11 protein-coding genes and 1 pseudogene are annotated in these 12487 nt (G+C 53.0%); 2 read left to right on the top strand and 10 right to left on the bottom strand.

Annotation, left to right across the window (positions count from 1 at the left end; all coding sequences use genetic code 11):
- Positions 1-405: 405 nt before the first annotated feature.
- The 8 genes from M891_RS0121345 to lepB all read right to left on the bottom strand — a co-directional run bounded on the left by M891_RS0121345 (position 406) and on the right by lepB (position 8681).
- Positions 406-1020 carry a GerMN domain-containing protein gene (locus M891_RS0121345; RefSeq protein WP_028540201.1) on the bottom strand — a complete coding sequence of 205 codons (615 nt, stop codon included), beginning with the start codon at positions 1018-1020 and terminating at the stop codon, positions 406-408.
- A gap of 30 nt (positions 1021-1050) precedes the next feature.
- Complete coding sequence (locus M891_RS0121340; RefSeq protein WP_028540200.1) at positions 1051-2565, bottom strand: N-acetylmuramoyl-L-alanine amidase family protein; 1515 nt, start codon at positions 2563-2565, stop codon at positions 1051-1053.
- A gap of 233 nt (positions 2566-2798) precedes the next feature.
- Complete coding sequence (leuD, locus tag M891_RS0121335; RefSeq protein WP_009225922.1) at positions 2799-3398, bottom strand: 3-isopropylmalate dehydratase small subunit; 600 nt, start codon at positions 3396-3398, stop codon at positions 2799-2801.
- 25 nt (positions 3399-3423) lie between these two features.
- The gene (gene leuC, locus M891_RS0121330; protein ID WP_028540199.1) at positions 3424-4848 is read right to left on the bottom strand and encodes a 3-isopropylmalate dehydratase large subunit; all 1425 of its coding nucleotides are present in this window, start codon (positions 4846-4848) and stop codon (positions 3424-3426) included.
- A gap of 174 nt (positions 4849-5022) precedes the next feature.
- Positions 5023-5697 carry a response regulator gene (locus M891_RS0121325; protein ID WP_028540198.1) on the bottom strand — a complete coding sequence of 225 codons (675 nt, stop codon included), beginning with the start codon at positions 5695-5697 and terminating at the stop codon, positions 5023-5025.
- Positions 5675-6883 carry a sensor histidine kinase gene (locus tag M891_RS24340; RefSeq protein WP_051417158.1) on the bottom strand — a complete coding sequence of 403 codons (1209 nt, stop codon included), beginning with the start codon at positions 6881-6883 and terminating at the stop codon, positions 5675-5677. Before M891_RS24340 ends, M891_RS0121325 begins: the two co-directional genes overlap by 23 nt.
- Positions 6884-7022: 139 nt before the next feature.
- Positions 7023-7946, bottom strand: a complete 924-nt coding sequence (locus M891_RS0121315; protein ID WP_028540197.1) for an AEC family transporter — start codon at positions 7944-7946, stop codon at positions 7023-7025.
- A 174-nt stretch (positions 7947-8120) separates the two neighbouring features.
- Entirely contained in the window at positions 8121-8681 is a 561-nt protein-coding gene (gene lepB, locus M891_RS0121310; RefSeq protein WP_016311872.1) for a signal peptidase I, read from the bottom strand.
- Between the two features lie 150 nt (positions 8682-8831).
- On the opposite strand from lepB, the gene M891_RS0121305 reads away from it, so the two are divergent.
- Complete coding sequence (locus M891_RS0121305) at positions 8832-9755, top strand: LysR family transcriptional regulator (RefSeq protein WP_028540196.1); 924 nt, start codon at positions 8832-8834, stop codon at positions 9753-9755.
- Here the strand turns inward: M891_RS0121305 and M891_RS0121300 are convergent.
- Positions 9746-10519 carry a carbon-nitrogen family hydrolase gene (locus M891_RS0121300; protein WP_051417156.1) on the bottom strand — a complete coding sequence of 258 codons (774 nt, stop codon included), beginning with the start codon at positions 10517-10519 and terminating at the stop codon, positions 9746-9748. The genes M891_RS0121305 and M891_RS0121300 overlap by 10 nt on opposite strands.
- Before the next feature lie 500 nt (positions 10520-11019).
- Between M891_RS0121300 and proB the strand changes: the two genes are divergently transcribed.
- Complete coding sequence (gene proB / locus M891_RS0121295) at positions 11020-12126, top strand: glutamate 5-kinase (protein WP_028540194.1); 1107 nt, start codon at positions 11020-11022, stop codon at positions 12124-12126.
- Positions 12127-12324: 198 nt separating this feature from the next.
- Here proB and M891_RS25460 read toward each other — a convergent pair.
- Positions 12325-12487: pseudogene (locus M891_RS25460) on the bottom strand (IS110 family transposase); the annotation flags it as partial.

Raw genomic sequence — 12487 nt, 5'->3', positions numbered from 1 at the left:
CCCAAATAAGCGCTGTGGCAAGCGTTAGCCGGAGATGCACACGTCACTGGCCAATTAGTAGCAGGTTGGCGCAGTTAGGCGCAATGGCCAACCTGTGCTCTAACGCTTGCCAGCAACGCTATTAGGCCCAAAACGGAGGCGTTGCGATTCTAACGCTTATGCGAAAGCTTATTTGCCCGTTTCCCCCTCCAAATGGGGCCATTTGGCGCAAATAAGCTCGCTGGCAAGCGTCAAAACGGATGCTTCGCGATTCTAACGCTTTATGAGAGGTAAGTTATCTCATTTGCGGCTAGGACCTATAAGCTTGAAGCAAAAAACAGCCCAGCAAATCCGCATTCGGATTTGCTGGGCTGGTATAGTCTGCTGCTGCCCGTCATCTTTATCTGCACTTCGTAGATGATGTACTTAGCGGTTCATCGGATGCTCCAGGTCCACGTGACCCATCAGTGATTCGACTTGCTGACCATCCACCGTCAACTCGATTTGCTGGACTTCCTCAAACTGAAACATTGTGTTCTTCAGCGCTTCGATCGCCAGCGACTCCCCGCCCGCGCCAAGACGTGCTTCGTCCGGCAAGTGAATATCGATCGCTAACTGCCCGCTCTCCGAGTCGAACTTCACCGTATTTAGAACCACCTTCTCCCAAAGGGAGAGCAGACCGTCTTCTGCAGTTTGCAGCGCCTCAAAGGCGCTTTCATATTTGCTCTGATCCGCTGTAAATTCAATCTCACGCGGCGTCTGCTTCAGCTCCAACATATCATCATCTGTCAAATAAACCTGGATAGTCAGCTTCTCCGCCCCCGCTTGTGCATCGGTTTGGGGATCCCCCGATTCATCAGTACCGTTCACCGGCCCCTGCACCTCTTGCATCTGAGTTTCACCTTGCTGCGCACCGCTGCTTAGCGCAGCTTCCCTCTGATGCTCATTCTCCGGAGGTGAAGCCGTCGGCTTGTTACCGCATCCTGCAGCAACCCCCAGCATGGCCACCAAAGCCAGCAATACCGCCACTTTTCTCTTCATGCCGCTTCCCTCCTTGTCATATCTTATCGATCATAAGCCCAGATATTCTTTAATACCCGCGACAATCCCTTCTGCCACACGTTGTTGAAACTCCTCCGTGTACATTAATTCGGCATCGGTCTTATTACTCAGATAACCGACCTCAAGCAGCACGGCTGGCATCTTCGTTTCCCGTGTGACATGCAGGCTACTCTTTCTAACGCCGCGATCTTTTAAGCCCGTTGCCTTCACCAAATGCTGGTGCATGACATTCGCAAGCGGAATGCTCTCGTCTCGAGTGTAATACGTTTCTGTACCGCTAGGGTTGCTTGGCGGATCGATACTGTTACCATGAATCGATACGAACACCGCAGCCCCTTGATCATTGGCTACCTTCACCCGATCCTGGAGCGTCATGGTGACGTCCGTCATACGGGTCAGGATGACCTCTAAACCCGCTTCCTGTCGGAGCAACGCTTCGACTTTCAGCGCCACAGCCAGTGTAAACTCCTTCTCCTGTTTCTTCGTGACACTGATCGCCCCAGGCTGGCTGCCGCCATGACCTGCATCGATCACAACCAGCGGCCGGCCGCCTGCCACCGTATTGGTGCTAGGTACGTCTGCAGCCACGGTCAAATCAACGGTTACAAGCCCATCATCAAGGTTCGTGACCTTAAAATCTACGCTCCGGTTCAAATCGATGACAATCCGAACCGTTGACGGCGATTGGCTAAACAGCGAATACCGGATCTGGGAGACGTCCGGATAATCGCTGACGGCAAATTGACCGTTCCGACCTGCGTCCAAAGGATGAACATCCCCAAAAGTTGGAGCAAAGTCGGCGTTGGGAACATCAATGACGAGCCGCTCAGGACCGCTCATTTTAAATACGTTTGGGGTCACGCTGCCGGAAACGGCAAACATTAGACGGTTTTCGCTAAAGCTGATACCTTGGATCAACGCGATTGGGCCCTCGGCTTGGTTCCCCGTTGAAGCTCCCGGGTCGTATGTATAGTTATCCCCTGCCGCAGGCTGCCCTCCCGGAACGGAGTTTGGAGTCTCCGACCCTGGAGCTTGACTCGCCGTCCCCGGAACAACACCGGAGGCAGTACCTCCTGCAGGACTCGTTAAGTAAGCGGACTTCGTAAGATTGTCCCAGCTCACCTTCATCCCCATCTGTTCCCCTACAAAACGCAGCGGAACCAGCGTTGAATCTCCCTGCAGAAATGGAGCAGAACTCAGCTTCACCAGCTGACCGTCAACATAAGCGGTGTCTTGGCCCAGCGTAAGCTTCAGTTCGGTTCCCTCTTGGGAGATCGTAATCGTGCCGCTCTGCTTCTCCCAGCCAACTTGGTAACCCAAACCTTCGGCAACGACGCGCAGCGGCACCATTACGTTGCCTCCCACGATCCCCGCTTGGGCACCGGCAGGCTGTTCGAGCTCCTGGCCGTCCAGCACAATATGGGTTCCGGCTGCCTCCGCCGAGGCAGCGTAGGCGTTGTTCGCCAATCCCGGAAACACCAGCAAACCAACCAACATAAACATCATTAAGCCGAGTTTCTTCATCCGTAAATCCCTACCCCACCCTCGTATTTTGCCGAATCAAGAATCTTGTTGCCGGATACGCCACCAGACGAGGATCCAGTGAGCATTGTAAACGCCAACATTCCTAAAACGTTGCTAATTACTTCCATAATATCAGAAAATACTCTGGGCTGATAGACTTATATTTTCATAGATTGACAAAAAAAGCCCCAGCTGCATCTCGCAGCCGGGACTTCCCGCCAAGTTCAGACGGTTTAAGCCAAATGCGCAAATTTCTTCTTCTCGTATGCCGCAATCAAATCTTCGTGCTGGAGCGTCAAACCGATATCGTCCAAGCCTTGCAGCAAAAACTGACGGCGGTGCTCATCCAAATCAAAGCTGATGTTCAAACCATACTCGTCGGTGATCGTTTTTTGCTCCAGATCCACCGTCAGTTTGTATCCCTCATGGGCAGCTGTGCGCTGGAACAGTTCCTCCACTTGTTCTTCCGACAGCTTGATCGGCAGGATGCCGTTCTTAAAGCAGTTGTTATAGAAAATATCCGCAAAGGACGGTGCAATTACACAACGGAATCCGTAATCCAAAATGGCCCATGGTGCATGCTCCCGCGAAGAACCGCACCCGAAGTTCACGCGTGAAATCAGAATGGACGCACCAGCGTAGCGCGGTTTGTTCAATTCGAACTCAGGATTCGGGTTCCCTTCCGTGTCAAACCGCCATTCATAGAACAGAAACTGACCAAATCCAGAACGCTCAATCCGTTTCAGAAATTGTTTAGGTATAATTGCATCGGTATCTACGTTGACACGGTCCACTGGACCTACGATCCCAGTATGTTTTACAAATGCTTCCATCGTCGATTCTCCCCTTTTCCCTTGATTAGCTCAGGACTTCACTCTTGATTTCCCATTCGCGCACGTCGACGAAATGACCTTTGATCGCCGCTGCTGCCGCCATCGCTGGAGAAACCAGATGGGTTCTGCCGCCGCGCCCTTGCCGTCCTTCAAAGTTACGGTTGGAGGTCGAAGCACAACGTTGCCCCGGCTGCAAGACGTCAGGGTTCATGGCCAGACACATACTGCAACCTGCATCACGCCATTCGAAGCCAGCTTCTTTGAAGATTTTGTCCAGACCTTCTTTCTCGGCTTGCAGCTTCACGCGGCCCGAACCTGGAACGACGATCGCCGTAACTTTGTCGGAAACCTTGTAGCCTTTCGCGATTTCCGCTGCTGCACGCAGGTCTTCGATCCGGCCGTTTGTACAGGAACCGATAAAGACGTAATCAATTGCGATATCCGTCATCGGCGTCCCTGGGGTCAAGCCCATGTATTCCAGCGCTTTCTCAGCGGCTTTGCGTTCATTCTCATTCTCGAAATCAGCTGGATTCGGCACCACACCGTTGATCCCCGTCCCCATCCCCGGGCTCGTTCCCCAGGTAACTTGCGGAATCAGCGAATCCACATCGAATTCGACGACGCGATCATAAGTTGCACCTTCATCGGTAGCCAGCTTCTTCCACTCTTCCACGGCTTGGTCGAATGCAGCTCCTTGCGGCACATGCTCGCGACCCCGCAGGTAATTAAACGTCGTTTCGTCCGGTGCAATCAAGCCTGCTCTTGCTCCAGCTTCAATCGACATATTACAAATCGTCATCCGCTCTTCCATGGACAGCTCGCGGATCGCTTCACCTGTATACTCAATAACATAGCCGGTGGCGAAGTCCGTGCCGTACTTGGCGATGACACCGAGGATCATATCCTTTGCCGTTACCCCTGGTTTGCGTTTGCCCACAAAACGAACTTCCAGCGTCTTCGCTTTCGCCTGCTGCAAGCATTGGGTTGCCAGTACGTGTTCAACTTCACTCGTACCAATCCCGAAAGCAAGTGCACCAAACGCACCGTGTGTGGACGTATGGCTGTCGCCGCAAACGATCGTTTTGCCCGGATGCGTCAGGCCCAGCTCCGGCCCCATAACGTGCACGACGCCTTGGTCAATCGTATCGAGGTCATACAAGGTGATGCCAAAATCGCGGCAGTTCTTGGCCAGCGTATCAATCTGCTGCTTCGAAATCGGGTCGGTAATGTTATAACGGTCTTTGGTTGGGACGTTATGGTCCATCGTAGCGAAGGTCAATTCAGGACGGCGCACTTTGCGTCCGCTAAGGCGAAGACCCTCAAATGCCTGCGGTGAAGTCACCTCGTGAACGAGGTGCAAATCGATATAGAGAATGCTCGGTTTGCCTTCCTCTTGATAAATAACATGGTTATCCCAGATTTTCTCGTACATTGTCTTTTTGCTGCTCATGATTAATCACCCCACAGAAGGATTCGTACACGTGATCAAGGCGAAAGGGCGGTTTGCTGCGCCCTCCGGCCTTGAATGTTGAATCCAATATAACATGATCGTGTTAATTGTTCCAAGATATAATATCTATAAACGCAATAGGTTTAGCTTATAAGTGGCACAAAAGGCGGCTGGCTACTTCACCAACCCGCCCCGCAGCGCCATCACAACCACCTGCGTCCGATCCTCGCAGCCAAACTTCTGCAAGATCCGGTGGACATGGGATTTTACCGTCCCTTCGGTAATAAACAACTTGGCCGCTATTTGCTCATTACGAAGTCCATAGGCCATCTCCTGGAGAATCTCCTGTTCGCGCTCAGTCAACGGCTCCAGCAACTTCACTTGCAGTACATTATCAGGAGCGGACAGTGATGCAGAGGCTATCGCTTCCTGCAAGGCGCCGGAGGCAAGTTTCGTCTTATAGATGGCTTCTCCCCGATAAGCTGCCCGGATCGCTTCAATCATGTCGCTTGCTTCCGCATCTTTTAATAGGTAGCCGACAGCGCCGGCACGAATCCCTTCTAGCACATAGTCCTGATCATCAAACGTCGTCAAAATCACGATTTTAACCCCTGTTTGCTGCGCCATGATTCGCTTTGTCGCTTCAATTCCGTCCATGAACGGCATCTGTACATCCATCAGAATGACATCCGGACGCAGCTCCTCCGCCATTTTGACCGCATCGTTTCCGTTTCCCGCTTCACCAACGATCTGCAGATCAGGCTGCAAGCTGAGAATATAGCCAAAGCCTTGGCGAATCATGTTCTGATCGTCAACGAGCATCACTTTAATCCGGTTTGCTTCCGTCATGAGCCTCCTCCTTTCCTTCCGTATCCTGTTGGTTTGGCTCGCTCAACACCGGGAGTTTGGCCACAATCTCCAAGCCGCTTGGTTCATGTGCCGCAACCTGCAAACTTCCGCCGATCTCCTCCACCCGAGTTCGCATCGTTTTTATCCCAAACCCTTCGGTGATGGGCTGCCCGACTGGCAGCTTGCCGTTATCCCGAATGCGCATCACGACCTGATCCATCTCCTTCCATAGACGGACTTCCACCTCGGTGGCTTCCGCATGGCGTACCACATTGGTGCTGGCTTCTTGTAATATTTTAAACAGAATCCCGTAGACTTTGTCTCCCAAATCCTCATCTGGCAGCTCGTCATCCATCACGCACCGAATTCCGGAGGAAGCTTCCAGCCGTGACAGAAGGGCGTTTAAGGCAGATTTGCCGGAGAACGAGGAGTCATCCGCCAGCGCATGAACGGAGTTGCGGATATCTTGAAGACCCTGACGTGCGACGACCAACATCTCATCAATCGTTTGTTCCGATCGTTCAGGATCCTGCCGGACCATGAACCGCAGCGCTTGGAGTTGGACGATCAAGGACGTGAGGCTGTGGCCGACGGAATCATGAATATCTCTGGCGATGCGCGTACGCTCCTCCAAGATCGCAAACCGCATCGAGGTTACGGAAGCCTCCTGCAATTCATCATACGCCTTCCGCAGCTCTGCAATATGACGGAGATTTTGCTCATGCATTTCTTGACGCAACATCCGACGGCGAATAACAGAGTACAGAAAGATCGCAAGCGAGATATAGCTCATGATCTCAGGCAGATTTAAGGCGCCATAATGGATGAATAGAACGGCCGTAATCAACAGCGTCAGGATAGCAGGCCACAGCGGCTTCGGCATAATCAAGCGGAACAGTGCATAAAACACGACGAAAATGAGGAAGTAGACCAACTCCCAATCCTGATACCAGACAAAATTCATCCCCGTAATCACAACAAGCAGACCCAATGCCGCCCAGGCATGCTTGGGAGTCCATTGGGATTTCGGAAGGAACAGGATGCAGGCATAACTCAGCCAAATCAGCCCGTTTAAGGCACTTTGAGACGGGGTTCCGTCAAACAGCCCGGCCGAAAACATGGAAATTAAGATAACCACGCTGATGACAGCAGGTCGAAGGAGAATTGTGCTTTTTCCCATGGACATCGAAACGTGACCTCCAAACGTTGGATGTCTTTACCTTATCATAGCCTATCTCTATCTGGAGATAGAAATTTGACGGCGGCAATTCTAACCCGAGACAGTCTCGAACGAGAGCGGATGCGTACAGAGCTCGATCTGTTCCTTACTGGACGAGCACGATCAATGCGGGGAGCGTCAAAAAGGAAGCGAGGGTCGTCCATACGATACATTTTGACACTAGACCCGAGGCGGCATCAAATCGCTCGGCCAGCACAACGGCATTCACCGCAACCGGCATACAGGCTTGAATGAACAAGACTGAAAACAACAGACCCGAAATGCCCAGCAGCTTTAATGTTACAAGAGCCACAAACGGTGCTAGTAGCAAGCGAATGGCCGTGCCCGTCCAGAATCCGGCAGGCTTAACCTGCTTCGCCTCCGCCCGGCCAACCTTGATCATTTGCGCGCCTAAGATCGTCAGCACCACCGGCGAATAAGCGTCCGCGACCATGCCTATCCCTTGCTCCAACCCGGCTGTCAGGTGAAGCCCAAAGCATTTTAGAAATACAGCCAGCGCCGCCGCATACACTGCTGGCAGGGTAAACACCGATTTGACTGCATTTTGAACTGAAAACTGGGAACGTGCCGCAAAATAAACGCCTGCCGTATTCACAATGATCATTTGCGTGATGACGTATACGGAAGCTTTATCTAGACCCAGTTGGCCAAAGGCCAGCAGCACGAGCGGCAGTCCGTAATTGGCGCTGTTCGTTAAGGTGGAGATCAGTGTCAAACCGGCCTGCTCCGCCGGATCCAGACGGGCGATCTTCCCGATCCCTTGGGCAATGCCCCACATAAACAGCAGATTCACCAGGGCGAAGCCGATTGTGCTGTACAGCTCATCCGTGGAGATATGGGCACCCCGCAGCGTGTCAAAGATTATAGCCGGACTTAGCACGTACAAATACAACGTAAGCAGCGGCTTCGTGTCCCAGGCGCGAAACCGGGCCAATATCGCCCCGGCGGCAACCGGAATCGCCAGCGGCACCAGAACGCCTAACAGCGTCGATACAACCGAATGGAGCATCACAGCACCCCCTTCTTAGAATTGCCTCCTATTTTAACGGCCGGATCCTTCCATCGTCCAAGACTTGTAAGCAATATGGTTGATAGACAAAACCTATACCCTTGTTCCAACCAAAAAAAAGAGCAACCCGTCCGAGAAACTTCCCAGCGTGGTTTGCTCCATTTCTACCCAAGCTTAAAACGAATCGATCCCCATCACATGATCCAGCGGTACCGGTCCGATGCTGCGGCTGTCATTACTGTTGTTCCGGTTATCCCCCATCACAAATACGTGGTTCTCCGGTACATGCCATATCTGCGCCGCACTGGGATCCATCTGCTCCTTGATGTAAGGTTCCTCCAGCTGTTGCCCATTGCGGAACACATGTCCATCCTTCACTTCAATCGTATCACCCGGCAAGCCGATCACGCGTTTGACATAGAAAACATCGTCCTCTTCCCTACCGGAAAGCCAAGTGATGATCGGATGCTCCTTCACGTCGTCCCAGAACGTACGGCTCCGGTCTACCCGGCTGTCGATGATGACGATGTCGCCATAAGCCGGCAGCTTCTCCAACACATGCGTAAACTTCCAAGCGTAAATGCGTTGATTGTCCGTCAAGGTTGGTTCCATCGAATGACCGTCAACTTTATAAGGTTGAATGATAAAAATGCCGATAATCATGCTAAGTACAAAGCCTAGGACGATGGAGAAGCCCCATCCGCCGAGTTCTTTCCACCATGTTTTCCGTTTCAAGCGAAAAACCTCCACACTCTTGATGTTTGTCTCTTATTATAAAGGCAAGTCACATACCAATACAAATATCTATATGTTATAGTGTACTTATAGGTTATACTTATAAGATCAAGAAGGTTTATTCCTTAATGAACCAAAGGGGTTAATGCTATGGAACTTCGTCAACTTCTATACACTATAAAGATCGCCGAGGAAAAGAACTTCTCCCGGGCCGCCGACAAGCTCCACATCGCTCAGCCATCACTCAGCCAGCAGCTGTCCAAGCTGGAACAGGAGCTCGGGGTGAAGCTGTTCCAGCGCAATACGAGTACGGTTGAGCTAACCTATGCCGGTGCCAGCTTTATTGCGCACGCCCAAAAAATCATGGACGCCGTCGCCCAGCTCCGTCAGGAAATGGACGACATTTCCCAGCTCAGAGCAGGCCGCGTTGTGGTCGGCAGTATGCCGATTACCGGCTCTCACCTGCTCCCTTACGTGCTTCCTGCGTTTAAAGCGAGCTACCCCAATATTCAAGTGACCCTGTTGGAAGATACGTCCCTGAACCTGGAGAAACTGACGGCCGAAGGCGGTACTGACCTCAGCCTGCTGTCCCTGCCGTTGCAGGAGCCCACGCTCTCTTACGAACCGGTTGGTGAAGAGATCATCGATTTGGCAGTTCCTCCGGACCATCCGCTGACGAAATTGCCCGGGGTATTAGAACAGGGTGTTCAGATGAAGCAACTGGAAAACGAACCGTTTATCGTGCTCAAAAAAGGCCAGGGCTTCCGTAAAATGACTGCCGACCTATGCCGGGAGGCCGGGTTCGAGCCGAATGTCGTCTTTGAGAGCAACAATATCGAAACCGTACAATCGCTGGTAGCCGCCGGGATGGGCATTACACTGGTGCCGCGGTTTATCGCCCGAGCGAAACGCAGCGAGTTGATCCCGGCGTATCTACCTCTCGCCGCTCCAGCCCCAAGCCGGACGCTAGTGATCGCCTACCGCAAAGGACGTTATCTGTCCAAAGCTGCGGAGGCTTTTATCGAGACGTTTAAAAAGACGATGAAGGAACGCCAAACGTCACATCAATCATAAGCTTGCGGACGGCGGTCGTCGAAGACGGGAATCCGGCGGCGGACTTGATCAACCAACGTCAGGTCAATGCTGGCGATGACCACTTCCTCTGCTTCGCCGCCCTCAGCCACGATCTCCCCCCAGGGGTCGATGATCATCGAATGGCCGAAAAACTCATCGCCGCCACTTTTCCCCGTCCGGTTGCAGGCGATGACGTACATTTGATTTTCGATCGCCCGCGCAGTGAGCAGCGTACGCCAGTGGTTAAGCCGCGGGATCGGCCATTCCGCCGCCACAAACAGCAGCTTCGCCCCGCGTAACGCCAAGCTGCGGGTCAGCTCTGGGAAGCGGATATCGTAACAGATGGCTGCCCCGGCCGTCACGCCATCCAGCTCAAACGTCGCGCTCCGTTCTCCCGGTTGCAGATACTTCTCCTCTTCCATCAGTCGAAACAGATGAATTTTAGAGTATGCGGCCACCTCATCCCCGTTGCGGTCAAAGACCAGCATCGTATTGTAGACTTGACCGCTGCGATTTTCGGCAATCGAGCCGCCAATGATATGGATCCCATGACGCCGGGCGAAGGCAGACAGCCATGCCCGGTTGTGCTGTCCCACCGGATCAGCCAACCGGCCAATTTCCGTCAAGGCGTATCCCGTATTCCACAGCTCCGGCAGCAGGATGACGTCTGGTTTCTCTGCAGCGTGAGCTGCTCGTTCCATTGCCTCCTCGAACTTGGTCCGGTTCACTTCGGGTTCCCCTAAGGCGACATCGCATTGAATCATGGCGATCCGCCAATGACTGGACTGTAGACTCACTTGCTTTTCACACCGCCTTTTCGTAGGCTTCACTTTGCTTAAATCTCATCATAATGGTGCCTGGGTTGAATCGCAAGCCGAACGTGAATGAAACCAAAAGAAGCGATGGTTGCGCCATTTCGGCGCTTTTCCCTTTGCAATGCCAGGGGACGCGTGGTATGCTTACATTACATGAGAACCATAAACGGACATTTTGATAAAACGCATTGACGGGACCAGTACGAAAGTACGCGGCAAGACAGAGAGTAAATTCCACCGGCTGAGAGAATTTACATGCTAGCCCTTTCCGAATCCTATCCCTGAGCGGCCGGCCGAACAAGCCGGACAGCGCCCCTGTTACCGGGCATTGAAGTTGGATGAGCTTGTCTCATCAATAAAGGTGGTACCGCGGAAGTCGAAACTTTCGTCCTTTGCATGCAAAGGCGAAAGTTTTTTTATTTATATCTATCGTTCGAGGAGTGATCCCCATGCTGCGACGCATCGTCGTCAAAATTGGCAGCAGTTCGCTGACATCGTCAGAAGGAGGTTTAAACCGGGAGGCCGTGGCGTATTACGCATCCGAATTGGCCGGGTTGATTGAGGCCGGATACCAGCCATTGCTGGTCACCTCCGGCGCTGTGGCCGCCGGGTTTCGTGAAATCGGCTACTCCGAACGGCCTAAGCTGCTGCATGAGAAGCAGGCTTCGGCTGCCGTTGGTCAAGCGCTGCTGATGCAGGCTTATCGCGAAGAATTGGCTCGACACGGAGTGACTGCGGCCCAGGTGCTGCTGACCCGGTCCGATTTCCAAAACCGTAAGCGAACGGGCAACGCCAGCATGGCGATCGAAGAGCTGTTGAAGCGAAACGTGCTGCCGATTATTAACGAGAACGACACCGTTTCGCTGGATGAATTGAAGTTCGGCGACAACGATACGTTGTCCGCCCTTGTCGCTAACCTGATTCACGCCGATCACCTGCTGATCCTGACCGATATGGACGGTCTGTACACCAAGGATCCGCGTCTGGATCCACAGGCCCAGCGGATCAGCCGGGTCACGGAAATCACCGGTCAGATCTATGCGATCGCCGGCGGTGCCGGCTCCTCCGTCGGTACGGGCGGTATGAGGTCGAAAATTGACGCCGCGAAAATCGCTTCGCTCGGAGGCGTTCCGGTCTTCGTCGGAAAGGTCGCCTCCCCCGGCGATCTGCTAGCCGCCTTGCACGGCGATGGGCATGGCACCTATTTCGAAGCCCACGGTGCCTCGCTGCCGCGAAAGAAGCAGTGGCTGGGCTTCTTCTCCACCCCAATCGGGACGCTGACGGTAGATGCCGGTGCTGAGGAGGCGCTGATCCGCGGCGGACGAAGCTTGCTTCCGGTTGGCGTCAAAGAGGCCAGTGGACAGTTCCATACCGGCGATGTCGTAGAGGTTATCAGCGCAGGCGGCGAGGTATTGGGACGCGGCATCGTTAACTATGATGCGGAACAGCTCCACAGCATTCTCGGGCTCCCCAGCACCGAAGTATTCAAGAAGTTGGACAGCGTCCATCGTTTGGAAGTCATCCACCGGGACGAATGGATCTCATTAAAAGCATAATTCATCCATCCGTTTTCACAGGATTTTTAAGTCCAGCGGTATGATGTCAAGCTGTTGATTTAATCGAANTGGAAATTTCCCGTGCCTGTTGAGCGCGGAGTCACGAAAAAAGGGCGCATCAAACCAAACCCAGCCAAAAACCATGTCAGATACCAGATTTTTACTGGGAATTCGTGAAGGACTAAGGCAAAGGAGGCGTTAATCCTTGGCGCTATTCACCTTCCTTCGAGGCGTGTAGAGTTGGCCGCTGCGTAGCAGCACATCGACCAGACGCACGAGTTTTCTTGCCGTTAAGACGAGGGCGCGTTTGTGTTGATTCTTGGGCACTTCGTGATACTTCTTCCGGTAATATTCACCGAAT

Source organism: Paenibacillus sp. J14 (assembly GCF_000518465.1).
GTDB lineage: Bacteria > Bacillota > Bacilli > Paenibacillales > Paenibacillaceae > Fontibacillus > Fontibacillus barengoltzii.
Note: the sequence above shows the minus strand (reverse complement) of the source record. Positions and strands in the feature narration are given on the sequence as shown.

What these genes read in the sequence shown, in the direction of transcription:
- leuC (WP_028540199.1), bottom strand. Translation starts at nt 4,848, where the DNA reads ATGAGCAGCAAAAAGACAATGTACGAGAAAATCTGGGATAACCATGTT.
- leuD (WP_009225922.1), bottom strand. Translation starts at nt 3,398, where the DNA reads ATGGAAGCATTTGTAAAACATACTGGGATCGTAGGTCCAGTGGACCGT.
- M891_RS0121345 (WP_028540201.1), bottom strand. Translation starts at nt 1,020, where the DNA reads ATGAAGAGAAAAGTGGCGGTATTGCTGGCTTTGGTGGCCATGCTGGGG.
- M891_RS0121340 (WP_028540200.1), bottom strand. Translation starts at nt 2,565, where the DNA reads ATGAAGAAACTCGGCTTAATGATGTTTATGTTGGTTGGTTTGCTGGTG.
- M891_RS0121315 (WP_028540197.1), bottom strand. Translation starts at nt 7,946, where the DNA reads ATGCTCCATTCGGTTGTATCGACGCTGTTAGGCGTTCTGGTGCCGCTG.
- proB (WP_028540194.1), top strand. Translation starts at nt 11,020, where the DNA reads ATGCTGCGACGCATCGTCGTCAAAATTGGCAGCAGTTCGCTGACATCG.
- M891_RS0121305 (WP_028540196.1), top strand. Translation starts at nt 8,832, where the DNA reads ATGGAACTTCGTCAACTTCTATACACTATAAAGATCGCCGAGGAAAAG.
- M891_RS0121300 (WP_051417156.1), bottom strand. Translation starts at nt 10,519, where the DNA reads ATGATTCAATGCGATGTCGCCTTAGGGGAACCCGAAGTGAACCGGACC.
- M891_RS24340 (WP_051417158.1), bottom strand. Translation starts at nt 6,883, where the DNA reads ATGTCCATGGGAAAAAGCACAATTCTCCTTCGACCTGCTGTCATCAGC.
- M891_RS0121325 (WP_028540198.1), bottom strand. Translation starts at nt 5,697, where the DNA reads ATGACGGAAGCAAACCGGATTAAAGTGATGCTCGTTGACGATCAGAAC.